This is a genomic window from Gilvimarinus sp. F26214L (genome assembly GCF_054401055.1).
In genome coordinates, this window is record NZ_JBTIYG010000004.1 from 186,708 (window position 1) to 211,182 (window position 24,475).

General features: G+C 61.5%; 19 protein-coding genes and 1 pseudogene. 3 read left to right on the forward strand and 17 right to left on the reverse strand.

Going from position 1 to position 24,475, the window contains the following annotated elements; translation table 11 throughout:
- Positions 1-330 precede the first annotated feature (330 nt).
- The 7 genes and pseudogenes from pgsA to kdsB all read right to left on the reverse strand — a co-directional run.
- Positions 331-879: pseudogene (gene pgsA / locus ACURWW_RS06325) on the reverse strand (CDP-diacylglycerol--glycerol-3-phosphate 3-phosphatidyltransferase); the annotation flags it as partial.
- A 109-nt stretch (positions 880-988) separates the two neighbouring features.
- Entirely contained in the window at positions 989-2,827 is a 1,839-nt protein-coding gene (uvrC, locus tag ACURWW_RS06330) for an excinuclease ABC subunit UvrC (RefSeq protein ID WP_445615868.1), read from the reverse strand.
- A gap of 260 nt (positions 2,828-3,087) precedes the next feature.
- Positions 3,088-3,747 carry a UvrY/SirA/GacA family response regulator transcription factor gene (gene uvrY, locus ACURWW_RS06335; protein ID WP_445615867.1) on the reverse strand — a complete coding sequence of 220 codons (660 nt, stop codon included), beginning with the start codon at positions 3,745-3,747 and terminating at the stop codon, positions 3,088-3,090.
- Positions 3,748-4,008: 261 nt separating this feature from the next.
- Positions 4,009-4,680, reverse strand: a complete 672-nt coding sequence (locus ACURWW_RS06340) for an alpha-ketoglutarate-dependent dioxygenase AlkB family protein (protein ID WP_445615865.1) — start codon at positions 4,678-4,680, stop codon at positions 4,009-4,011.
- 16 nt (positions 4,681-4,696) lie between these two features.
- Complete coding sequence (gene murB / locus ACURWW_RS06345) at positions 4,697-5,719, reverse strand: UDP-N-acetylmuramate dehydrogenase (protein WP_445615864.1); 1,023 nt, start codon at positions 5,717-5,719, stop codon at positions 4,697-4,699.
- A 12-nt stretch (positions 5,720-5,731) separates the two neighbouring features.
- Positions 5,732-6,202, reverse strand: coding sequence for a low molecular weight protein-tyrosine-phosphatase (locus ACURWW_RS06350; RefSeq protein WP_445615862.1), 471 nt, complete (start codon positions 6,200-6,202; stop codon positions 5,732-5,734).
- Positions 6,203-6,208: 6 nt separating this feature from the next.
- Entirely contained in the window at positions 6,209-6,985 is a 777-nt protein-coding gene (kdsB, locus tag ACURWW_RS06355) for a 3-deoxy-manno-octulosonate cytidylyltransferase (RefSeq protein ID WP_445615861.1), read from the reverse strand.
- 457 nt (positions 6,986-7,442) lie between these two features.
- On the opposite strand from kdsB, the gene ACURWW_RS06360 reads away from it, so the two are divergent.
- On the forward strand, positions 7,443-12,494 hold the full coding sequence (locus ACURWW_RS06360; RefSeq protein ID WP_445615859.1) for a chemotaxis protein CheB: 5,052 nt from the start codon (positions 7,443-7,445) through the stop codon (positions 12,492-12,494).
- Between the two features lie 7 nt (positions 12,495-12,501).
- Here ACURWW_RS06360 and lpxK read toward each other — a convergent pair whose 3' ends face one another.
- The 4 genes from lpxK to ACURWW_RS06380 form a co-directional block, all read right to left on the reverse strand.
- Entirely contained in the window at positions 12,502-13,557 is a 1,056-nt protein-coding gene (gene lpxK / locus ACURWW_RS06365) for a tetraacyldisaccharide 4'-kinase (protein ID WP_445615858.1), read from the reverse strand.
- Positions 13,558-13,564: 7 nt separating this feature from the next.
- Positions 13,565-13,987 (reverse strand): ExbD/TolR family protein, encoded by a 423-nt coding sequence (locus ACURWW_RS06370; RefSeq protein ID WP_445615856.1) that lies wholly within the window; start codon positions 13,985-13,987, stop codon positions 13,565-13,567.
- 21 nt (positions 13,988-14,008) lie between these two features.
- Entirely contained in the window at positions 14,009-14,635 is a 627-nt protein-coding gene (locus ACURWW_RS06375; RefSeq protein WP_445615854.1) for a MotA/TolQ/ExbB proton channel family protein, read from the reverse strand.
- Between the two features lie 180 nt (positions 14,636-14,815).
- Positions 14,816-17,146 (reverse strand): DNA internalization-related competence protein ComEC/Rec2, encoded by a 2,331-nt coding sequence (locus ACURWW_RS06380; protein ID WP_445615853.1) that lies wholly within the window; start codon positions 17,144-17,146, stop codon positions 14,816-14,818.
- A 275-nt stretch (positions 17,147-17,421) separates the two neighbouring features.
- Here ACURWW_RS06380 and ACURWW_RS06385 point away from each other — a divergent pair, with 275 nt between their 5' ends.
- Entirely contained in the window at positions 17,422-18,135 is a 714-nt protein-coding gene (locus ACURWW_RS06385) for a DUF2062 domain-containing protein (RefSeq protein WP_445615851.1), read from the forward strand.
- On the opposite strand, the gene ACURWW_RS06390 is transcribed toward ACURWW_RS06385, so the two are convergent.
- From ACURWW_RS06390 to ACURWW_RS06400, 3 genes are all read right to left on the reverse strand, one after another.
- Positions 18,025-19,260 (reverse strand): lipoprotein-releasing ABC transporter permease subunit, encoded by a 1,236-nt coding sequence (locus tag ACURWW_RS06390; RefSeq protein WP_445615850.1) that lies wholly within the window; start codon positions 19,258-19,260, stop codon positions 18,025-18,027. The genes ACURWW_RS06385 and ACURWW_RS06390 overlap by 111 nt on opposite strands.
- A 1-nt stretch (position 19,261) precedes the next feature.
- Positions 19,262-19,969 carry a lipoprotein-releasing ABC transporter ATP-binding protein LolD gene (gene lolD / locus ACURWW_RS06395; RefSeq protein ID WP_445615849.1) on the reverse strand — a complete coding sequence of 236 codons (708 nt, stop codon included), beginning with the start codon at positions 19,967-19,969 and terminating at the stop codon, positions 19,262-19,264.
- A 283-nt stretch (positions 19,970-20,252) separates the two neighbouring features.
- Entirely contained in the window at positions 20,253-21,491 is a 1,239-nt protein-coding gene (locus ACURWW_RS06400) for a lipoprotein-releasing ABC transporter permease subunit (RefSeq protein ID WP_445615847.1), read from the reverse strand.
- Positions 21,492-21,806: 315 nt separating this feature from the next.
- On the opposite strand from ACURWW_RS06400, the gene ACURWW_RS06405 reads away from it, so the two are divergent.
- Positions 21,807-22,139 (forward strand): hypothetical protein, encoded by a 333-nt coding sequence (locus ACURWW_RS06405; protein ID WP_445615846.1) that lies wholly within the window; start codon positions 21,807-21,809, stop codon positions 22,137-22,139.
- Positions 22,140-22,211: 72 nt separating this feature from the next.
- On the opposite strand, the gene dnaQ is transcribed toward ACURWW_RS06405, so the two are convergent.
- The 3 genes from dnaQ to ACURWW_RS06420 form a co-directional block, all read right to left on the reverse strand.
- Positions 22,212-22,970 (reverse strand): DNA polymerase III subunit epsilon, encoded by a 759-nt coding sequence (gene dnaQ / locus ACURWW_RS06410; protein WP_445615844.1) that lies wholly within the window; start codon positions 22,968-22,970, stop codon positions 22,212-22,214.
- A gap of 104 nt (positions 22,971-23,074) precedes the next feature.
- Positions 23,075-23,506, reverse strand: a complete 432-nt coding sequence (gene rnhA, locus ACURWW_RS06415) for a ribonuclease HI (protein ID WP_445615843.1) — start codon at positions 23,504-23,506, stop codon at positions 23,075-23,077.
- The gene (locus ACURWW_RS06420) at positions 23,503-24,402 is read right to left on the reverse strand and encodes a class I SAM-dependent methyltransferase (RefSeq protein ID WP_445615841.1); all 900 of its coding nucleotides are present in this window, start codon (positions 24,400-24,402) and stop codon (positions 23,503-23,505) included. The genes rnhA and ACURWW_RS06420 overlap by 4 nt, the downstream gene beginning before the upstream one ends.
- Positions 24,403-24,475: the final 73 nt, after the last annotated feature.

Consider the following 24,475-nt stretch of genomic DNA (forward strand, 5'->3'; position numbering starts at 1 on the left):
CAAATCCGTTCCAGACGGATTTGTCCGGCCCCGGGCACCATCTTGTATAACCCGCCTAAATCTGGCCATTGCCACCTCGCTGCGCAAAACCTCTGCAGGGACTTGAACCGTATCGGTTCAGGTGACTCGCGCATCCATGCGCTTGCGTAACGTCAACTCAGAGACGACAAAGGCCGGAGCTACAAAGCTCCGGCCTTTCCTGTTTCCGGCTCCTTCGAGTTGAGGGAATCAGCTACCGCTGGATTCTCTCTCGCTCCCCTCCTCCGTCGGGCTCGGGTTGGCGGGCCCGGGTTCGCCGAGTTTTTCGCGGACGTCCTCTTCCTGCTCACCGTGGTGGCTGAGGTAGGGCCAGGCGGCTTTGAGGTAGATGATCATGGACCAGAGCGTGAGTGCGGCGGCCACGTAGAGGCAGATGTAGCCGACGGTGGTGAAAAATGAACCGGGTACCGGCGGGAACATGAGCAAGACGATGATGGCGGTCATCTGGAAGGTGGTTTTAACCTTGCCCAGATTGGAGACGGCCACGGAGGCGCGTTTGCCCAGTTCGGCCATCCATTCCCGCAGGGCGGAAACGACGATTTCCCGGCCGATAATGACGGCGGCCGGGAGGGCAAACCAGGCGGTTTCGTGGGCTTCCACCAGCAGCACCAGAGCCACCATGACGATGAGCTTGTCGGCGACCGGGTCGAGGAAGGCGCCGAAGGCGGTGCTCTGGTTGTATTTGCGGGCGATGTAACCGTCCGCCCAGTCGGTGATGGCAGCCAGGCTGAAGACGGCGGCGGACGCGATGTAGTGCCACTTGTAGGGCAGATAGAACACCAGCGCCAGCAGTGGGATGAAGGCGATGCGCACCAGGGTCAGCTGTGTGGCTATTGTCATGGGTGGTGCTTTCATGCGGTCCTGGCTACCTCGCGAGTGCTTCTACTGCTGTGAATTCGTCGCGCGTCAATTCGCGCTTGAGCTGGCGCAAACAAAGCGCCGCAAGTTACTAATTGTGGAGACTGCTGTAAATATCCTCGGCGATCTTTTTGCTGATCGACGGAACTTTGGCCAATTCGTCGACACTGGCCTTGCGAACCTCCTGCATGCCGCCGAAGTGGCGGAGCAATTCCCGCCGACGTTTGGCACCCACGCCGGGGATGTCCTCCAGCAGGGAGGTGCGGCGTTTCTTGTCGCGGCGGTTCTTGTGGCCGGTAATGGCAAAACGGTGGCTTTCATCCCGCACCGCCTGAATCAGGTGCAAGGCCGGCGAGTCGCCGGGGATGACCCGGGCGTTGCCCGCATCGTCCAGGAACAGGGTTTCGAAACCGGCCTTGCGGGTGGTGCCTTTGGCCACCCCCAGCAGGCGCAGGTCGTTGACGCCCAATTCCGCCAGAACCTTTTTTGCCGCGTTGAGCTGGCCCTTGCCTCCGTCGATCAGGAGGATGTCCGGCAGTACGCCCTCCCCTTTCTGGATGCGGGTGTAGCGGCGGCTGATGGCCTGTTCCATGGCGGCATAGTCGTCGCCCGGAGTCACTCCCTTGATGTTGAAACGCCGGTAGTCGGAGCTGACCGGGCCGCCCTGGTCAAATACCACGCAGGACGCGACGGTCTCCTCCCCGCTGCTGTGGCTGATATCAAAGCACTCCAGCCGCCCGGGGGTTTCATCAAGGTCCAGCACGTCCCGCAGGGCCTCGAAGCGGCGCTGCATGCTTTGCTGGCTCTGCTCGTGGGCGCCCAGGTTTTCCCGCGCGGCCCGCTCCGCCAGCTCCAGCCACTTCTGGCGGGCGCCGCGCACCTGGCTGGCGATGCTCACGTTGCGATTGCGGCGAGTCTTCAGCGCATCCTGAAGCAGGCCCTTCTCATGCTCTTCTATGGGTGCACTGACCACGATCTGGGGCGGAATCTCCCGGGTGCGGGCGCCCAGGTAAAACTGGGGCATGAAGTCCGCCAGGAATTCGCCGTCGCTCTGGGGCAGCTTCTCTTGATAATAGTAGCTGCGGCTGCCCAGGATGCGGCCCTGGCGCACGTAGAGCACGTGGACGCAAATGCTGTCCCCCTGCCGGGCCAGGGCCATTACGTCCAGTTCACCGCTGTCCGCCTCCGCAAACTGCTGGGCCTGGATGCTGCGCAGGGCGGAGATCTGGTCCCGCAGCACAGCGGCGCGCTCGTAGTCCTGGGCCTCGGCCGCCGCTTCCATCTGGTTCGCCAGTTCGCGGGTCAGCTCGGTGTTGCGGCCGGTGAGAAACATCTCCGTATGGCGCACGTCCTCGGCGTAGTCCTCGGGGGAAATAAGGTTGACGCAGGGGGCGGTGCAGCGGTTGATCTGGTACTGCAGGCAGGGGCGGCTGCGATTGCGGAACACGCTGTCCTCGCATTGGCGCACCCGAAAGGTCTTCTGCAGGAAGTTCATGCTGTCGCGCACGGCGCCAACGCCGGGGTATGGGCCAAAGTACTGGCCTTTGCGCTTTTTAGCGCCCCGGTGCATGGCGATGCGCGGGTAGTCCTCGCCGCTGCTGAGGAAGATGTACGGATAGGATTTATCGTCCCGCAGCAGAATGTTGTAGGGCGGGCGCTGGGATTTGATGAGGTTCTGTTCGAGGATGAGCGCTTCCATCTCGCTCTGGGTCACGGTGACCTGAACGTTGTGGATGCGCTTGACCAGGGCCTCGGTTTTGGGCGCCAGCCCGGAATTGCGGAAATAGCTGGAGACCCGGTTCTTGAGGTTTTTGGCTTTGCCTACGTACAGCACTTTCCCGTTGGCGTCGTACATCTGGTACACGCCGGGGTTTGTGCTCAGGTTCGGCAGGAAGCGCTTGGGATCGAATCGGGTTTCTTCAGGGGACATCAGGAATCGGGGTTGCGATGGAGTGCCAATGATACCACGGGGGGGCCAGGGGCCAACGGGGCGGGAGTGTGCTCGGGGTGGAAAGTGTGTTCGGGGTGGGACATGTTGGGTTACGCTGCGCTAACCCAACCTACGGTGGGTTGTTGGGTTACGCTGCGCTAACCCAACCTACGGTTGATGACGGTTCGGGAGGTGGGGTGGCGTCGCGTGGCGCGTAGGTTGGGTTAGGCCGGAGGCCGTAACCCAACGGTTTTGCGACATCAGCGGCTGGCGATGGCGTCCAGATCGAGGAGGTTGTGGCGAACTGCCAGGAGCGCCAGCTCAACGTCACTGTGGATGCTGAGTTTCTCGAAAATGCGGTAGCGGTAGCTGTTAACGGTTTTGGGGCTGACGCAGAAGGTGTCGGCGATCTCCTGTACCTTGCTGCCGTTGACGATCATCACGGCTGTTTGCAGCTCCCGCTCGGAGAGGCTGTCAAAGGGATTGTCCCCGGTTTTGCCGCTGAACTTCTTGAGGGCCAGTTGCTGGGCGATGGAGGTGCTCATGTAATGGACGCCCTTCATCACGCTGTTAATGGCGGCGATCATCTCATCCACTTCCGCGCCCTTGGTCACATAGCCGAGGGCGCCCGCCTTGATCAGCCGCTCCGGATAGAGATCGTCATCGTAGGCCGTGACGGCAACGACTTTGATCTGCGGGTCGATGGCGAGCAGCTTGCGCGTGGCCTCCACACCGCCCATGCCAGGCATTTTTACGTCCATCAGGACGACGTCGGGTTTGTTTTTGCGGCAGATTTGGAGTGCTTGTTCCCCGGTTTTGGCGTCGCCGATGACTTCGAAGTTATCGACGTCTTCCAGCATCCGGGCGATGCCCATGCGGACGAGATCGTGATCGTCCACAACTAAGATCTTGATGGTCATTACGTTCCCCGTTGTCCCGCGCAGACCGGCAGGACGAAGTGTTCTTCTTATCGCATCCCTTCCTGCTGTTATCGCTAACCGCAGAGTGGCATCCCGCCAGTCTGCATGGTTGTCACACGAGCCGGGAAAATGTATCACCGCTGGCGGGGAAAGCATAGCGACAATTCCTGAGGCGCCGTCCAGGGTGGCATTTAAATCATTTCATTAGCGCCCTTTCGCAAGGCGTGGTTATTTGGCGTTCAGCACGTGTGCCCCGGCCGGTTAGCGCTCCCGTTTAACCGGCCCGATGATTTGCCTGAGAGTGATATTAATTCGCTCTTGAACCGGCTTGCGGGTTTTTGGCAGGGCGTGAACCCAGTTGCGCTGGGTGTCGCCGAGCATCAGCAACAGGGAGCCGGATTCAAGCAGCAACTCATGCTTGAGCCCCTTGTCCCGGCGATGTTTGAATACGAAGCGACGACTGCCGCCCAGGGAAACCGAGGCAATTTGCGGACGCGGCCCCAGTTCCGGCTCGTTGTCGCTGTGCCAGCCCACACTGTCCGCCCCGTCCCGATAAAGGTTCAGCAGCGCGCTATTGATGTGGAAGCCCGGGCAGATTTTCGCCAGGGTGGTCTGTACCCGCTCGCGAAGGGTTTGCAGCTCCGGGGTCCAGGGGTGAGGTTCGAAGTCGGTGCCGGAGTAGCGATAACCGCAGCCGGGGTCACCATACCAGGCGTTCAAGCGCGGAATCTGCACCGGTCGCCCGGCGATGCGGATGGTGGACTGCTCCCAGGCGATGGTGCGGCGCAGGGAGCTGAACAGCTTCGAACTCTCGTTGGTGTCGAGCCAGCCTCTGATCAACAGGAGCTCACCGCCCTCCATGACGATGGATTGATCCTCCGTCGGGAACAATGGATCAGTCGTGATTGACTGAAAGGGTACCGGGTTCGGCATGAGGTAAAACCGCCTGTTAATAGGCTACCGGCTCTCGTTCCAGGCGAATGCCGAAGCGCTCTTCAATATCCTGCTGGAGCCTGGCGGCATAGGTCAGCACCGCCTGACCTGAACGGCGGCCCGGGTTGACGAGCACCAGAGCCTGGTTGATGTGCATGCCCAGGCCCGCGTCGCTGTGCCCGCGCCAACCGGCCCTGTCCAGCAACCAGCCCGCGGCAATTTTCACCTTGCCCTCCCCCGCCGGATAGCTAACCACGTCCGGGTGAGTGGCCTTCAGCGTGGCAAAGGTCTCTGCGTCCACGATGGGATTCTTGAAAAAGCTGCCAGCGTTGGGAATGGTCGCCGGGTCCGGCAATTTGCTGCGGCGGATCGCGCACACGGCTTCGCTCACCATGCGGGCGTTGAGCTGCTGCTCAGGAACTTCCTCCAAGGCTTCGCGCAAGGGCGTGTAACTCAGGTTCAGTCTTGGTTCCCTCAGCAATTTGAAAGTCACGTGGGTAATGACGTAGCGATCTTTCAACGCGTTCTTGAAAGCGCTGTCCCGGTAGCGGAAGTCGCAGTCCGCCCGATTGAATGTAACGGGCTCACCCGAACAGCGATCGATGGCCTCGAGGCTGTGGAAGACACTGTCCAGCTCCACCCCATAAGCACCAATATTCTGTATGGGCGCTGCGCCGACAGTGCCGGGAATGAGCGAGAGGTTCTCCAGGCCGAAGTAGTCGCGCTCCAGGCTGTAGTCCACCAGGTCCTGCCACACCTCCCCTGCCCCGGCTCGCACAAGCACGCTCTGGGGGCCTTGCGCGATGAGCTCGAAGCCCTTGATGGCCATATGTAAAACCAGGCCGCGGAAGGTTTCGGGCAACACCACGTTGCTGCCGCCGCCCAGCACCAGAAGCGGACAGTGTTCACGATGGGCCAACAGCAGGGCCTCGCGCAGCTGCTGTAGACCCGCAATCGCAACATATCGCGCTGCTGTGCAGGGAACCGCCAGAGTGTTGAAGCCTTGCAGGGAGACGTTGCGCCGGGGCACCAGAGTCATGGCAACGATGCTCTACAACTGTTGGCGAATGTGGCGGAGCAGGCCGTGGCTCGCATCTTCCACCATATCCAGTACATGCTCAAAACCCTGGTCGCCACCGTAATAAGGGTCCGGCACCTCCTCCACATCGAAACGCTCGGAGAATTCGAGGAACAACCCCAGATGGCCACTATACTGCGGCGGCTTCATGCTCTGGAGGTTGCCCAGATTCTGCTTGTCCATGGCCAGCACGTAGTGAAACTGCTCGAAGTCCCGCGGGTGAACCTGCCGTGCGATCAGATCATCCATGGCATAACCGCGGGTAGTCGCCGCCGCCAGCGCGCGGCTGTCCGGCGCACGGCCGATGTGCCAGTCCCCGGTTCCCGCCGAATCGATGAAGATACGATCTGTCAGCTCCGCCTCCCGCACCGCGTGCCGGAAGACGCTGTGAGCGGTGGGGGATCGGCAAATGTTGCCCAGGCATACAAATAAAACGTTGATCATTGCTGTTTATACTCCGTGATTCTCTGTCATCAAGCTGCGCACCCGCTCCAGATCCGCCGCCGTGTCCACGCCGCCAGGCACTGTCGCGCTGGCTTCATCCACATGGATGCGCCGGCCCTGCCACAGCACGCGCAGCTGTTCGAGTTTTTCGATGTTTTCCAGGGGAGCCATGGGCCAGGTTACAAAGTCGTGCAGCAGCTTGACCCGGTAGGCATAGATGCCGATATGACGGTAGGCCGCCGGCGGTGTCTCACTCCCCTCCGCATCCGCCGCGAACTGATCCCGCGGCCAGGGAATGGGCGCGCGACTGAAATACAGTGCGCGATTGTTGTTGTCCCTGACCACTTTGACCGCATTGGGGTCGCGGAAGGTGGCGGCATCCGGGATGGCCTCACACAAAGTCGCAACACTGGACTGCGCATCGCGCGCCAGATTCCCGGCAACCTGGTCGATGACCCGAGGCGGGATGAGCGGCTCGTCCCCTTGCACATTGACCACAATTGCGTCATCGCTCAGGCCCATCAAAGTGGCGGCCTCCTGCAGGCGATCGGTGCCGGACTGGTGATCCTCCCGGGTGAGGTAGGCGGTACCACCAAAGGCCGTTACTGCGTCCACAATACGTTGGTCATCAGTGGCGATGGCGACCCGCTCTGCGGCACTTTGCAGCGCGCGCTCATACACATGCTGAATCATGGGCTTGCCCCCGATGGGTGCGAGCATTTTGCCGGGCAGGCGCGTGGAGGCGTAGCGGGCGGGAATTACAACGGAGAAAACTGTATTCATTCTGAGCAGCACTGACCTCATAAACTCGATAAAGTTGGGGGGTTGGCGCGTAAATCATGGAGCTTTAATGGCGCCTCTCGGAGCACCTGTGGTTCGCTTGCATAGGTCTGGAGGCTACAGTAGTATGCGCCACAAACTTGGCAGCTAGCTCTTCTTTCCAACCAAAATTTGCCTATTGTGCCAGTCGTCGCCTCACTAGCGAAGTGCTTTTGTGATGCACCGCACAGGGGTAGCCGCTCGGACGGGCTCAAGGACGAAATCTTCAGCTGGTTGGAACTCAAATCCATTTCGATCGAACAGCCGGCGACGGCGATCCCGTCGCCCGGTGGTGCGGTCTTGTAAACGGGAGAAGCAGTCCCGAACGGTGCGGTATCAACCCGTTAAAAGCGGAACACTGCCACCGACAAGCCGTCTCCGCCACTGTGTCGGCAGTATGCTTCAGTCAGGGCCAGTTTTCATGTCACACGATAGTCAGCAATCGGATCCCGCCAGTCCCAGACAGGATTCCGACACTCCCCGCCTGATCGTAGGCGTCGGCGCATCCGCGGGAGGGCTCGACGCCTTCAGTCAACTGCTGCGCTCCCTGCCTGACGATACGGGTATGGCTCTGGTCTTCATTCAGCATTTATCACCCAGCCACAAAAGCATCATGGTGGACCTGCTGCGCGAGCACACCCGAATGGGAGTGCAGGAAGCCGCGGATGGAATGCCCGTGGAGCGCAACCAGGTGTACATGATCCCGCCGGACAGCATCATGTCCATCAGCGATGGACATCTGCACATCAGCCGGCCCCAGGCCACCCGTCACGGACTCCAGTTGCCCGTTGATGAATTTTTTATTTCCCTCGCTGACGACGCAAGCGAGCGCGCCGTGGGCGTCATTCTTTCCGGGACCGGGTCCGATGGTACGCGCGGCATCAAGGCGATCAAGGAAGCGGGCGGCCTGGTGCTGGTGGAAAGCCCGCAGACGGCCAGTTACAAGGGAATGCCCCGCAGCGCATCGGGCACCGGTCTGGCCGACTATGTTCTGCCCGTGCCGGAACTGACGGAAAAACTGGCGGATTTCGCCCGCCAGCCCCACCTGATTCAGCGGGCTCAGGAGAGGTCCATTGTCGGCCTTGGAGAAAAGAACCTGCAGAACATCATCGAAGCCCTCCATCTGCGTTCAGGCTATGACTTCCGCGAGTACAAGAAGCCGACCCTGTCCCGCCGGATCCAGCGTCGCATGGGTTTGCGCAATGAAACCGATGCAAGTTCCTATGTGGAGTTGCTGAAATCCGACGACCACGAAGCCTTCCAGCTTTTCAAGGACATGCTCATCGGGGTAACGGCATTCTTCCGGGACCGTGAGGCCTTTCTGGAATTGCAGAACATGGTGCTGGAACCGCTGGTGCGCAGCCAGAGCGGCAGTGAACCGATCCGCATCTGGATGCCGGGCTGCAGCACGGGCGAAGAGGCCTACTCCTTGGCGATTCTGCTCAGCGAGGAGTTCGCCCGGCAGAAGATCAATTTCAATGCCCAGATATTCGCCACCGACATCGACGAAGATGCTGTGAGCCGGGCACGGGCCGGCCGCTACAGCGCCAACGTGGCGAATGAAATCCCCGAAGAATACCTGCACCGCTACTTCGATGAGGACGACGGCGGGTATGCGGTCAAGAAGTCCCTGCGCGAATCGGTGACCTTTGCCGTGCAGAACCTGATCGCGGACCCACCCTTCAGCAAACTGGATTTGGTTTGCTGCAGGAATTTGCTGATCTATCTCGAAAACAGCATGCAGGACAAGCTTCTGCAACTGTTTCATTTCTCGCTCAACTCGGACGGATACCTGTTTCTGGGCAGCTCCGAATCCACGGCCCGCCATGCCGGTCTGTACACTCCCCTGTCCAAGCAGAACCGCATCTTCCGCAAAAACCCGGCGGCAAACCAGGGACGTCAGATTACCGAACAGCGAACCTATTCCTTCAACAAAACAGCGGCCGGACAACTCAGCCGGCCGGACACCAATACGGCGCTGTCCGGTACACTTTTCTCCGCGGCCGAAACCACCCGCACCGCATTGCTGGCCAACTATGCACCGCCGGCGGTGTTGATCAACAACAACTATGAAGTACTTTACTTTCAGGGCGAGACCAGCCCCTACCTGTACGAGGTGGAGGGCGAACCCACCAACGACGTGTGCGCCATTGCCGCCGCGGGGCTGAAGACCAAGATCCGGGCTGCCGTACAGAAAGCGCGACGAACAGGAGTCAAAGGCTCCTCGCTGGCGCGGCACGTGCGCAAGAGCAACGACGAAAGAGTCTCCCTCAACGTCAGCGCCGTTCCCATCAGGAAGACCAGCTCCAGTGAATCTCTGTACCTCGTGACCTTTCAGGAGCAGGAGGACACCGAGCGGGAAGTTCCGGAAGTTGCGCCGGACGATGCAGAGGCGAGCCTCTCGTCCCAGCTCGAGTACGAGCTCTTTGTAACCCGCCAGGATTTGCAGAGCACCATCGAGCAGTTGGAAACTTCGAATGAGGAACTGAAGGCTTCCAACGAAGAAATCATGTCCATGAACGAGGAGCTCCAGTCCTCCAACGAAGAACTGGAAACCTCGCGGGAAGAACTTCAGTCCCTGAACGAGGAGCTGAACACGGTCAACAATCAGCTCGAAGACAAGGTCGAGGAACTCGAATCGGTCAACAACGACCTGTCCAACCTTCTCTCGAGCACCGACATTGCAACAATCTTCCTGGACACGAACCTGCGCATCCGCCGGTTCACTCCCGCGGCCCACAAGATCATTCACGTCATCGACAGCGATATCGGCCGGCCACTGGCCGACCTGGCCATGAACTTCCGGGACAAGGACCTGATTCGCGACTCCCGCAAAGTGCTGGAATCCCTGAGCCCCATCGAAACTCAGGTGACCGATGGTCAGGGGCGCTTCTACCTGCGCCGCATTACCCTGTATCGCACGCTGACCAATCGCATCGAAGGGGTGGTCCTGACCTTCACCGACATCACCGAGATGCACGAAACCATGAACCGCCTGAAGATCCGGGAGAAGCAGCAGGCCCTGGTTGCGAAGTTCGGTCAGGAGGCGCTGACCGAACCGGATCTGGATGCCCTGCTCGACCGGGCGGCGCGATGGTCGGCCGAGGCGGTGGGCGTGGATATGTGCAAGATTCTCGAGCTTGAAGAGGAACAGCTGTTCCTGCGCGCCGGCGTGGGCTGGCAGGATGGACTGGTTCGTTCGGCCCACCTCCCAACGGACCAGGGTTCCCAGGGCGGGTTTACCCTGGCCAGCCGCATGCCCGTCATCGTCGATGACCTGCAATCGGAGTCGCGCTTCCAGGGGCCGGAGTTCCTCACCCGGCACAATGTGCGCAGCGGGATGAGTGTGATCATAGGGCCCTACGAACGCCCCTGGGGTGTGCTGGGCGTACACACGGACCGGCGCCTGACCTTCACCCAGGAAGACATCAACTTCATTCAGGCCATGGCCAACGCACTCTGGTCCGCCATCCAGCAGAAGCAAACCCTGGATGAGATCCGGCAGCAGTCCCTGGCCATCCGCGACCGCGAGGAGTGGCTGCGCCTGGCGCTGACCTCTGCCGAACTGAGCAGCGCCTGGATCGATCTGAGCGCCGGGGAAATCATTCACTACCAGCCGCGGGCCGAAGCCGGCGACGCACTGGACCTGCGGCGGGAAGCGCTGGACAGTCACCTCAGATCCATACACGCGGAAGATCGCGCCCTCGTTGAAAATACCTGGAAGCACTCCATCGAGCAGCAACAGGGTTTTGTCATCGAATACCGGGTGCGGGACGGTGATCGCGAACGCTGGGTTCGCAACTGGGGTCGCTTCGTGGACCTGCACGGCAGCCCGCGTCTCGCCGGTATTACCATGGACGTGAGTCATGAGAAGCACAACGAGGCCCGCCTGCAGGCGGCCAAGCGGGCGGCGGACGCATCAAACCAGGCCAAGAGTGCGTTCCTTGCGAATATGAGCCACGAAATCCGCACCCCGCTAACAGCCATTCTGGGATATGCGGATCTGCTGCACATGGATCTGAACCGGGACGGACACTCGGACAGTTACCTGCACAAGATCAAGACCAACGGCCACAACCTGCTGGAAATCATCAACGACGTGCTGGACCTCTCCAAGGTGGAAGCGGATCGGATCGAGATCAACAAGCAGGCCTTCCCCATCAAGACCATGCTGGCGGAACTGCTCTCCATCGTCCATCTGCGCGCGCAGGAGAAAGGCCTGACCTTTGAAATGCAGGTGGAGGATGCAGTGCCTGCCTCGGTGTGCACAGACATGGGCCGACTGAAACAGGTGCTCACCAACCTGATCTCCAACGCCATCAAGTTCACCCAGCAGGGCTCGGTGCGTCTGCAACTGGCCGTGCAGGGACCGAGGAACAACACCTCCCTGCAGTTCAAGGTCATTGATACGGGAATCGGCATCCAGCCGGAACTGCTGGAGAAAATTTTCGATCCCTTCGAGCAGGTGGATTCCTCCATCGCCAAGAATTATGGCGGCACGGGGCTGGGCCTGACCATCTCCCGCCGGATTACGCAGCTCCTGGGCGGTTCGCTCGCCGTTGACAGCTCCCCAGAAAAAGGCAGCACCTTTACCCTGGATCTGCCCATCGGCTCGACGGAGGACGAGGAGTATGTCCGGATCGACACCATCGAAGCATTGACTCACGAACACACCGCGCCGGATGTGAACTCGGGCCAGTTGCAGGGCGTGCATATTCTGGTGGTTGACGACATCGACGACGTGCTCACGCTCATCGCACAGATGCTGAGCAGAGCCGGCGCAAAAGTCAGCACCGCGATCAACGGCGCCGAAGCGCTGGAGCGGATCGAGGAGTGTAAAGAGCGTGGTGAGCCGGTGGACGTGGTTTTGATGGATACCATGATGCCGGTGGTGGATGGCTATACCGCCGTGCGACGCCTGCGCAGCAAAGGTTTCGACAAGCCGGTGATTGCCCTGACCGCGGCAGCCATGACCAACGATCGGGAGCGCTGCCTGCAGGCCGGATGCAACGATTATCTTTCCAAGCCCGTGACCATGGAAAAGCTGCTGTCGATTCTCAACTCTCAGCTTTCCGGGCATGGCCGCGTCAGCATCGAGGAATCCGCCAGAGTGTTGATTATCGAAGACAACCGGGATGCGGGCGAGGCCGTAACCGAGTTGCTGGAGATATCGGGTTACGAGTGCCGACTGGCCGCCAGCGGTGAGGAAGGAATTCGCCAGGCGCGGGAGTTCGAACCGGCCGTGGTGCTATTGGATCTCACGCTGCCCGACATGGACGGTTACGAGGTGGCCCAGCGATTGGCAAAACTTCCCGGCGCCGACCAGCGCCGGCTCATCGCCCTGTCCGGTCAGGACCTGGAAGGTCAGAAGGACAAACTGGAAAAAGCGGGCTTTGAGGCCTACCTGCAAAAACCCGTGGGCGCAACGGCGCTGGCGGCCTACTTCCCTGCCCTGGCGGAGCTGGGCGTCTGAGCCGTACTCAGACGGAATGCCGGCGCGAGGCGTGGATCGCGTCGGCCACAGCGTCGTAGAATTCTTCTTCAAGCTGTGCGTGCACGGTGAGATACCAGTAGTTCTCCAGTGTGGCCGTGGGCACATCCTTGGCGCTTTCCAGCACCGCCTGACATTTCACCGCGTCCTTTTCCGTCATCACTACGGGCAGATCATCGTCAAAGCGCAGATCCGCCACCTGGAATGGATGGTGATCGGGAAAGCCGTGCTCGATAACGTCGAGGCCAAGGTCCCGTAGGGTTTGAAAAAAACGGGCCGGGTTGCCGATTCCGGCCAGCGCGTGAACACGCCCGGAAGACCAGGGCGGCTGCTCCACCGGTGCGGTTCCAATACCATGTACGGCCTGCCACGCATCGGGGAGCAGGCGCATTCGTTGCGCGGGTTTTCCGTGGCCCGCAATGGCCGCACCACCGTCCCCATTGATCACCAGCCAATCCACCTCCTGCAATCGGCTCAGGGGCTCGCGCAAGGGACCGGCGGGCAAGAGGTGACCGTTGCCCACACCGCGCTGACCATCCACCACCACGATCTCCAGATCCCGCGGCAGTCGATAGTGTTGCAGGCCATCGTCGCTGAGGATTACGTTGCAGTGATTCCCTGCGATCAACGCTCGAGCGGCCGCGAGGCGGTCCGCGTCGATCATCACCGGACAGCCGCTGCGGCGGGCAATCATCAGCGGTTCATCGCCGGCCTGCTCAACAGGGCTGCCTGCGCTTACCAGAAAGGGATAATGCGGCGCCCTGCTTCCATAGCCGCGGCTCACCACCCCCGGCCGAAAGCCGCGCTGGCGCAACGCACGGGCCAGAGCGATCAGCAAAGGAGTTTTACCCGCGCCGCCCACGTTGATGTTGCCCACCGCAACCACGGGGACCGGCAGGGATGCACTGGGCGCGATGCGGTGGTAGTAATAGCGCCGCAGTGTGATCAGCAGGCGGAACAGCCAGGACAGTGGCAGCAGCAAAGTGGCAAGCCAGCGGTGCCGTCCACCGTACCAGCTTGCCAGCAGTGTGCGTGAGTCGGCCACGGTAGCGTTATTGATCCTGGGCCGGATTGCGGGTGGTGATGCTCAGATTCAGGAAGCCCAGTTGCGCGGCCGCATCCATCGCGGTCACCACGGCCTGGTGCGGCGTGTTGGCGTCGGCGGTAATGATCAGCGGCCGCTGGTTGTCGCCGCCGGCGGTCTTGTCGATGGCGGCTTTGAGGGTATTGAGTTGCTTGTTGATCAGGCTTTGGCCGTTCACGGCGAACCCGCCTTCCGTATTGATCAGCACCTCGATCTGCTCGCTCTCCTGGGGCACCGGCTCGCCGGTCGCTTCCGGGAGATTGATGTCCAGATGGGTTTCCTTGGTGAAGGTGGTGGACACCATGAAGAAAATCAGCAGCAGGAACACCACGTCGATCAGGGGCGTGAGGTTGACGCTGTCTTCGGTGCGGACGTTACGACGGAATTTCAAGGGAATCTCTCTCTGCCCGAACTACGAAGCTTTGACGTCGACGCGCCGATCACTGTGGAGCGCATCCACCAGTTTGACTGCGTCCTGCTCCATGGTGACGATCAGGGAGTCCACCCGACGCTGGAAAAACCGGTGCAGAATCATCGCGGGAATGGCAACGGACAGACCGGCGGCCGTGGTGATCAGCGCCTCACTGATGCCACCGGCCAGAACGCCCGCGTTGCCGGTGCCTTCCAGCATGATGTTGGTGAACACCTTGATCATGCCCAACACCGTTCCGAGCAGACCGAGCAGGGGGGCCACTGCGGCAATGGTGCCCATGGCGCCCAGATAACGTTCCAGATCGTGGATCACCTGGCTGGCTGCTTCCTCGATGCTGTCCTTCATCACGTCACGGCCGTGGCGGGAATTACTCAACCCGGCCGCCAGTATCTTGCCCAGTTCCGATGAGGATTTGAGCTCGCGAATCTTGTTGCCGTCCAGTTGATTCTTCTTCAGCCAGCCCCACACCTCGGCCAGCAGATGACGCGGGGCAATCTTGGCGGGGTTGAGGGTCCAGTACCGCTCCACCGCAATGGCAACGACGGCAATGGAGCACAGAATAATCGGCACCATCAGCCAACCACCGGCGACAACAATCTCTAACACGGATCTCTCCTCGAAGTGGAACTCATCGATTTATGCAAAATTATGATGCGGCGAATTATAGCCCATGAGCCGGTACCCGCAGCCTGGGGCCAGGCGGCCACACTTTAGCACAGAACTTTTGGCGCCATGGGGTCCCTGCTTCTCAAAAAAACTTCCCCTATATCCGGGGAGCCGCGCCCCTCAGGGCCCATCAAACCAGTAGCGGCGCCTGACCTCCCGGAGGGCCTGTACGGTCAGTTTCCCTTCATGATTCCAGACAAAATCCAACTGGCCCGCCTGGGCCGTGTTGTGGGCCCGGCTCCCCACCCCGGCGTAACGAGCCTGAACCTCGGGGTGAGGATGGCCGTAGCGGCTGCGATAGGCAGCGCTGTATACCACGTGAGCAGGCCGCACCCAGCGCACGAATTCAGCGGACGAGGAAGTCAGGCTGCCGTGATGCGGCGCAACCAGAACCGTGACCCGGCGCGGCAGCATTCCTGCACCCAGCAGGTCCCGCTCCACTGCGCTGCCGATGTCGCCGGTGATGAGGATCCGCTGCCCGCCGTACTCCACCCCCAGGATGCAGGAGCGGTCGTTGCCGTCGGCGCCGGGATTCGGGGGTTCAATCAGAGAAAAGTCCACACCGTCCCAGGTCCAGTGCTCACTGCGCTCACACAGGCGCTGCGGGGGTGCGCTCCCCAGATCCAGCGGCAGTTCCTCACCCACCCAGAGCTGACCGCTGTCCACCTGTTCCAGCAAGGGCCCTGTTCCACCCGCGTGGTCGCCGTCCCCATGGCTGACGATGAGACGGTCCAGGTGGCGAACGCCCCGGGAGCGCAGATAGGGCCCCAGGATGGCCTCTCCCGCATTGAACCGCTCGCTGTAGGCGGGGCCGGTGTCGTACACCAGCGTATGGTTTTCGGTACGGACCACGGTCGCCAGTCCCTGCCCCACATCCAGCACGCTGAGCCTCAGCGGGGGCTGTGGTTGCGCACCGGGGACCAGCAGCGGTAACAGCAAGGGCAGACTCAACCAGCGCGCGGGCAGAGCCCTTGGCGCCAACAAAAGAACGATACCGGTAAGCCCGGCCACCAGAGCCGGCCCGGTAACCGCGCCCCCTTCCGGTGACCACCCCGAATTGGCGAAGCTGTAGTTGAGCCAATCCAACCCGCTCATACAAAAGCTCAGGCAGTGCGCCGCGACAGCGACCAACGCCGCGCCTTGTTCGAAGCCCAGGCTTTGCAGTAACACACCTGCGAGCAACGGACCCACGACCACGGAAGAGACCAGGGGAATGGCGAACAGGTTGGCCAGCGGCGACAGCAGACTGACCGGCTGATTGAGCGCCAGAAGTGGCAGCACCAGGCCCAGGGAGACTACCCACTGGGCGCGCCCGAACGTCAGGGCCCGACGCAGCCTGCCGCCCTCCTCCCAAGCCCGGTGACGATTCTGAAAATGAAACAGCAGGAAGGCCACCGCACCGAAGGACAGCCAGAAGCCCATCTCGTAACCGGACAGCGGATCGATCAGCAAGACCAGCAGAAAGGCCCAGGCCAGTGCCCGGGCCGAACTCCCGACGCGCCCTGTGAGAATGGCCAGATTTGCCAGCAGGACCATTATCAGAGCCCGCTGGGTAGGCAGTGAAAAACCCGCCATGGCCGCATAGAACACGGCGCACAGACAGGACAGCACCCCCGGGAGGTAATAGATGAGCGCGAGGCGGGTGCGAGCCATGGACAGCAAAGCCCGAACGGCGTGGCCCAGCCAGAACCCCAGCACCGCCACCAATCCCACATGCAAGCCAGAGATGGCCATCAGGTGGCTGGTTCCCGTGCGCCGCAGAAGATCCCATTGCTCGCTGTCGATCAGGGAGCTGTCGCCCACCGCCAGCGCCACCAGTAAGGCGTTGGTGGAGGGCTGGAAAGCACTGGTGAGCCGGTCGCGCACCTGCTCCCGCTGTTTTTGCAGACCGTAGCCGGGGGCGATGCCGTGCAGCCGGTTGAGGGTGGATGCCCGCACATAGCCGGTTGCCCCCACCCCTCGGCTCAGCAGCCAGCGGTGATAATCGAAACCGCCGAGGTTGACGAACCCGCGGGGTCGACTAAGTTTTACCCGCAAGGTCCACTCCTCGGCCACCCGCAGATCCTCGTCACCGTACCAGGACAGAAGCACCCGCCGCGGCAGGTTTTGCTCCTGGGCAAATTCCGGCTTGATGTTCAGGTACTCACTGACCGCGAACTGGATGCGCTGAAAGTCGCCGCGCCGTTCCGGCAGGTCGCTGATTACGCCCCGCAGGATGAGGTCCTCGCCCTCCAGCTCCACAGGCAGCTGCTCGTTCAGGATGTGCTGGCCGCTTACAACGGCCCAGCTCGCGCCCAGGAGGAAGCAAGCGAACACCCGCAGGCGGGGGTGGAAGAGCATGGGAATGATGGCGGTGCCGAGGCCCAGCCAGGCGGGGAGTGACAGCTCCGGCAATCGGGGCAGCCACGAGATTGCCAGCAGTCCTGCGCCGGCGGCCAGAATGTTGATCATCGGTTCGTCCCTGGGCCTCGATACAACTTGGCCTTGCGTGTTGCTCGGGCTTGCGTTTACGGGCCTTTGAGCTCCAAGCGGCTAACACTCGGCAGGGGCCGCTGCTCAGGATGGCGCAAGCGCCAAAGAATTCTACGGTTGCAACAGCAGAGCGTCAAAACTGTCGTCGTATAAAGCGGGACTGCCGACACCCGGAAGAAAGACAGGCAGCGCGTGGAGATCATCACCCGAAGGCGGCATAATGGCGCCCTCTCGAAAATGGCACCGAAGTTTATATGGCCAGAAAACTCATCAAACGCTGGGTTCCCGACCACTCGTCAGTCAAGCGCAACCCGGCGCTGAAGGCCTTCGGGGAAGTGCTGCACGACCCCAACCTTTTCCACCTCAACCGGCACTCGGTTTCAACCGCGGTATTCGTGGGCGTATTCGTGGCCTTTCTGCCCATCGTGGGACAGATGCCCCTGGCAGCGCTGCTGTCCATTTTCCTGCGCGGCAACCTGCCGCTGGCTTTACTGCTGAGCTGGATCAGCAACCCCTTTACCTATGCGCCGCTGTTCTACAGCACCTATGAATTGGGACGATGGATTCTGGACATGCCGCGGGTGAGCCTCCATCCCGAGTGGTCCTGGGAGTGGCTGCAAACGGAACTTCACCGCATCTGGAAGCCCCTGCTGACCGGGTCGGTGCTGTCGGGGATCGTGCTGGGTGGTCTGGGCTATCTGGCGATGCAGGGCTTCTGGTACTGGACGGTGATGCGCAGCTGGGAGCGCCGGCGCAGCGAGCGGGCCAGTCGGGAGCAGCCCGCCCCCGGTTCGGCTCAGCACCAGCAGTCACCTGAGCCCGCGCCGGAACCCAACCCGAATCCGGCGAATCCGGACTCAGACCTCGAAGCGGAGCGCTTCTGCCGGCTTGACGCGGCTGGCCCGCCAGGCGGGATAGAGGGTCGCAAAAAAGCTCAGAAAGAGTGCCACGCCGCTGATGGACAGTAGGTCCATCGGGCGGACCTCGGACGGCACGAAGCTGATGGGGTAAACGTCCGATTGCAGAAACTGGAAATTGAATAACGCTTCGACCCACTGCACCAGGTCCTGAACTGCGAACGCCAGCAGCAGGCCGAGCACCAGGCCCAACCCGGTCCCCACCAGTCCAATCACACTCCCCTGCACCATGAACACGGCCATGATTCTCTGAGTGCTGGCTCCGAGCGTTCGCAGAATGGCGATGTCGCTCTGCTTGTCCACGGTGACCATGACCAGCGTGGACACCAGGTTGAAGGCGGCAATGCCGATGATCAGAAACAGCAGCAGTCCCACCAGATTTTTGGACATTTGGATGGCCTGATAGAGGTTGCCCTTGCTGCGGACCCAGGTGGTGCTGGTGTATCCATAGGGCAGCGAGCGCACAATCGGGTAGACGATGGACTCCACCCGGAACAGGTCTTCCACTTTCAGTTTGATGCCGGTGACGGCCGAACCCAGGCCGGCGAGGTCCTGGGCGGTGGCCAGGTTGCTGAGGGCCATGCTTTGGTCCACTTCGGTGCCGGTGTTGATGATGCCCGCGACGCGCACACCGGCCACCCGCGGGTTCAGTTCCCCGCCGCTGCCCTGGGGCACGATGATCTTGAGTCTGTCGCCGCGACTGACCTTGAGTTTGTCGGCCAGCCCGCTGCCGAGGATGATGGCTCCGTTGTTGGCCGGGTCCTGCAGCACGGTGAGCAGCTCCGGCGGCAGGAAGTCTTCGATGGCGGACACGTCCTTTTCGAGCTGCGGGTCCAGGCCGTTCACGATCAGTGGGGCAATTTCCCGGCGATACTCGGCCATTCCCGCCACCTGCACGAAGGGTGCGGCTGCTTCCACGCCGTCCTGCCCCGCGACCCAGTCGCGCACCTCCGACCAGTTCTCCACACCCTCCATATGCTGGATGGCGGCCTGGGGAAGGATGGCGAGTATCCGCTCGCGCAGTTCCTTGTCGAATCCGTTCATGACCGAGAGCACCACCACCAGCAGGGCAACGCTGATCACGAGGCCGGCGATGGAGATGCTGGAGATGAAGGAGACCAGCTGGCTGTGCCGGCGCGAGGCGGTGTAACGCAGTCCGATGAAGAAGCTGAGCATATCAGGCGGCTTCGGCGTTGTAGGGTTTGAGGGCGCCGTCTTCGAGCAGCAGGACCCGCTGCATTTTCTGGGCGAGCCGTTCGTCGTGGGTGACGATGACGAAGCTGGTTTGCAGTTCCCGGTTCAGTTCCATCATGAGTGCCTGCACGGCTTCGGCGGCCTTGCGGTCGAGGTTGCCGGTGGGTTCGTCCATGAGGACGCAGCTGGGTCGTGTGACCAGCGCCCGGGCAATGGCGACGCGCTGGCGCTCACCACCGGAAAGTTCGGAGGGTTTGTGCTCGACCCGTTCGGCGAGTCCGACTTTGCCGAGTGCTTCCCGCGCCTGGTGGTAGGCGGCTTTCTTTTTGACTTTGCCGATGAGCAGGGGCATGGCGACGTTTTCGAGGGCGGTGAATTCGGGCAGCAGGTGGTGGAACTGGTAGACGAAGCCCATTTCGTGGTTGCGTAATCGGCCACGGGCGTTTTCGCTGAGGGCGAACATGTCCTGACCATTGAGTACGACGCGCCCTTCGGTGGGAAGGTCCAATCCGCCCAGCAGGTTGAGCAAGGTGGATTTGCCGGAGCCGGACGCGCCGACTATGGCGATGGTTTCGCCCTTGTTGATGGAGAGCTGTACGGATTTGAGAACCTCGACGCGCAGGGGACCCTGGGCGTAGGTTTTGGATAAATCTTCGCAGTGCAGGACTACGTCTTGGTTGCTGTCTGTCATGGAAACCTTTTGTGTTTGTTCCTGCGTCGTTGTGCTTAAGGCTTAGTTGATCGCATGTTTGGGTGCCACTCGGCCGTTTACCACTGGGGGGAAGGCCATTCGAAAACGCGTGAATACTTCCCTGTAGCTCCCTCGCGGGGTCCCTCCCGCGAGGGTTTCGAATGGCCTTCCCCCCAGCGGTAAACTACTTCTGGAGCTGTATGTAGACTTTGGCTCTTATATCGACCTAAGCAGCTGCATGCATGCGGGCCGCGCGGGCGTCACTGAAAACCATCCGTGGTTCTCATTCATACCGGAGGGCCTCGGCCGGGGCAATTCTCGCCGCTCTGATGGCTGGCGGCAATGTGGCGAGGAGGCTCATGACGATGGCGACGCTCACCACAATGAGTGTGTCGCTCAGCATCCAGTGGGAGGGCAACTCGCTGATGTAGTACACACCGGGGTCGAAAATCTTCTGGCCAAAGGCGCCTTCGAGGAAGCTGACCACGTCGCCCACATAGAATGCACCCAGCACGCCGAGAACGACGCCGAGCAGGATGCCGAACAGGCCCACGGTGCTGCCCTGAACAACGAAGATGGCCATGATTTGCCGGGCGGTGAGGCCCAGGGTGCGGAGGACGGCGATGTCGCTGCGCTTGTCGGCCACCATGAGGACGAGACTGCTGACGATGTTGAAGGCGGCGATGGCGACGATGATCATGAGCATGAGCATGATGAGAATTTTTTCCATCTTCACCGCCTGGAAGAGGCTGCCCTGGGTCTGGCTCCAGTCCCGCACCTGGTAGTCGCCCCCCAGTTGGTCCGCCACTCGGGACATGATGGGGCCGGCTGCGTAGATGTCGCGCACCTTGAGGTGCAGGCCTTCCACGCTGTCCCGATAGCGGAACAGCTTTTGGGCGCTGTCGATGTGGATCATGGCGAGGGTCTTGTCCACGTCGGCGCCTACTTCGAAGATGCCAACGATTTTGAACCGGCGGGGCATGAGGACGGGGCCGATGGGCGTGGTGCTCACCCGCGGGGTGAGGATGGTGATCTGGTCGCCGACGCGGGCGTTGAGAAATCTTGCCAGGATGCGGCCCACGACGATGCCCCACTCCCCGGGCTGGAGGTTGGACAGTTCGCCCTGAAGCATGTGCTGGTCGACGACGGATACCATGCGCTCCGCTTCGGGGAGGATGCCCTGGATCTGGACCATTTCGCTGCTGTCCCCGAGGCTGGCCATGCCGAACCCGCTGATGTAGGGCGCTCCGGCGACCACGCCGGGAACGGTGGCCACTTGTTCGGCCAGGGCGGGCCACCGGGTGATGGGCCGTTCGGCGCTGACGAAGCCGTGGGGGATGACGCTGAGGATGCGGCCTTTCAGTTCCCGGTCGAAGCCATTGAGCACGGAGAGCACGATGATCAGGGCCATCACCCCCAGTGTCATGCCCAGAAGGGAGAAGCCTGAAACAAAGGAGATGAACTGGTTGCGTCGTTTCGCGCGGGTATAGCGTAGGCCGATGAAGACGGGGACGGATGACATCTGTCGGTGCTCGCGCCGGGACGATTAGGTGATTCCAGCTACCGGCTTTGCACGCCGGGAGCCACGCTCGAAGCGGGCTACTATACTAGCAGGCCGGTGAAAAAGCATTTTTCGACAATCGGCCAGACCGGATGAATATGTCCGGCGCCGGGTCTGACAAGGCTCGACTTCCACCTGCAATTCCCGGCGTGCTAGTCTACGCTACCAGATACCCCAGGCTGGCCGGTGAAGGTGAATCCTGTCACAGGGCAGCCGATAAGTTCTCGATTTTATGCGCATTACCGGACCGGCGGGCGCAGCACGGAGAAAAGACGAATGAAAAAAGCAAAGCACACCGTATCGATGCTGGGCACGGCGCTGCTGGCGGCGACCCTGTTGGGCGGGGCGGCCCAGAGCAGCGCGGAATCGGTGCAGGTGCCGGTGGGTCAGCAAGCCGAGCAGAAGTGGACCATGAAGCGCCCGGTCACGGGCATGAGCCAGGATCAGGTGGAGGATTTCTTCGGCAAACCGGTGAACTGGCGGGAAGCGGTGGGTGATCCGCCCATTTCCAGCTGGATCTATGAGGATTTCGTGGTGTATTTCGAATACGACCGGGTGCTTCACACTGTATTGAAACCTTCGGGGCAGCCGGTGGCCAGCGCGGAGTAGAAGCGGCGTTCGGTCTTGTCGCGGCGCTGTCTCCCAGCAGCCGCGCCGGGCCTGCAAGCCCCGCACGTCCCCTCAATCCAGGGCTTCCGCCGCCTCCCGCGCGGAAGCGCCCTCTCCCTCTCTCAACTCAAGTTGTTGCCACAGGCTCGGCCCGCCAGCAGCCTTCTCGATTGCGGCGAGTTTGTCCCTGTGTGCCTGCAGTTCCTCCGCCGTGGCGGCGATCACGGGCAGGGGTGGCCGGTCGGCGCTCAGGCGGCGAATGGTGGTGCCCCCGGCTGATGCTTCGCCGGAGCTGCCTCCCAGGCTCAGGGCTGTCTGGCCACCGGTCATGAGCAGGTAGACGTCCGCCAGGATCTCCGCATCCAGCAAGGCGCCGTGCAGGTCCCGCTGGGAGTTGTCCACCCCGTAGCGTTTGCAGAGCGCATCCAGGCTGTTCTTCTGCCCCGGGTGCTTCTCGCGGGCCATGACCAGGGTGTCCAGCACCGAGCACAGATTCGCCACGACCCGTTTCGGGGACAGGCGCGCGAGCTCGGCGTCGATAAACCCCACGTCGAAGGGCGCGTTGTGGATGACCAGCTCCGCCCCGCTGATGAAGGCGAGAAAATCGTCGGCCACCTGATCGAAGGTGGGTTTGTCGGCGAGGAATTCGTTGGTGATGCCGTGAACCTCGATGGCTCCTTCGTCAATCTCCCGATCCGGGCGGATGTACTGGTGGTAGTGGTTGCCGGTCAGTTTGCGGCCGACGATCTCCACGCAGCCGATCTCGATAATGCGATGGCCCTGGCTTGGTTCCAGGCCCGTGGTTTCTGTATCCAGTACGATTTGGCGCACGATTTCCCCGTTGGTTGGTTCTTCCCCGTCAGCTCCGGCGTCTGGCAGCTTGCGGAAGCCAGGAGTTGCAAGAGTGGCAAGAATAGCAGAGCCGGACGGCCAGACTACAGTTCGTCAGCACCCTGGTTGGCCAGCATATCGGCAATTTCGTTTTCCCGGTGCCCGCCGTGCCCCTTCACCCAGTGCCACTCCACCTGGTGGCGTTGGGCTTCCGCGTCCAGAGCCTTCCAGAGATCATCGTTCTTCACCGGTTTTTTGGCGGCGGTACGCCAGCCGTTGCGCTTCCAGTTGGCCAGCCACTCGGTAATTCCCTTGCGCAGATACTCCGAATCGGTGGTCAGGCTGACCTTGCAGGGTTCCTTAAGGGTCGCCAGGGCCTTGATGGCGGCGGTGAGCTCCATGCGGTTGTTGGTGGTGGCGGGCTCGCCGCCGTAGATTGATTTCTCCTGGCCGTTGTAGCGCATCAAGGCGCCCCAGCCGCCGGGCCCCGGGTTTCCGCGGCAGGCGCCATCGGTAAAAATTTCCACTTCTTTCAATGTTGTTTCCTGGTTTGAGTGTGTGGGTGATCGCCGGACAAGCGCCGTTCCGCTGCCTTCAGGTGGGGACGGCGAACAGGATCAACAACCCGGGAACTGGGCTGAGCGCCCACCAGGGTCTCAATGGGGTTGAACTTCTTCCAGGTGGGCTTGATTGGAATCATGCCCACCACGTCCTTGCGGGCCAGAATGAAGTAAAAGCCTCCCACGGGCAACTGTGTCGCCCGGGCGAGACGTTCGATCCAGAGGGTCCGTTCCATCAGCTTGGGATGGGCAATGGGCCAGCGGTAGAAGCCGTGGTGGATCGATACCGGTTCGAAATCCAGCAGCCGCAACCAGTCCACCACCCGCCCCAGCCGCAGGGCGTGGTGGCGCCATTGGGGCTTGTTACTGAACACGCGGCCAAACTGTCGGAACAATCCAAACCAGCTGAACGGATTGAACCCCACGATGAGCACATAACCTCTGGGGATGACCACACGGGCCGTTTCGCGCAGCAGCTGGTGCGGGTGCTGACTGAAGTCCAGCACATGGTGCAGGATCGCCAGATCGATGGTCTCGGAGCCCAGTGGAATCCGCTCCAGGTCCGCCTGCCCCGTATAGAGCGCGGCGGCCTGCCCCGCCCCCAGGCCGCGCGCCGGCGACAGGGCAAAGCGGTGGTTGATGGTGCTGGCGCCGGTCAGATCCAGTTTGCGGCTGACCGCCAGTTGCATCAGATGGAAGCCGTATATGTCCCGCAGGCTGCGGTCGATGAGAGGCTGCTCTTCGGCCAGGACAGCCTTGCCCACCGGGCCTTCCCACCACTGCTCCAGCGGCGCCGTGGATTCCGTCAACGGTTTGACGCCGAAATGGCGTTGGGACCAGTCACGGAGTTTGCTGAGATTGTCCTTGATCAAAATCGCCTCGCTGAATGCGCCAGAGCTGGCCGCCGGGTCCCTTCGACAGTCCGCGGCGAGGCTATTATCATGG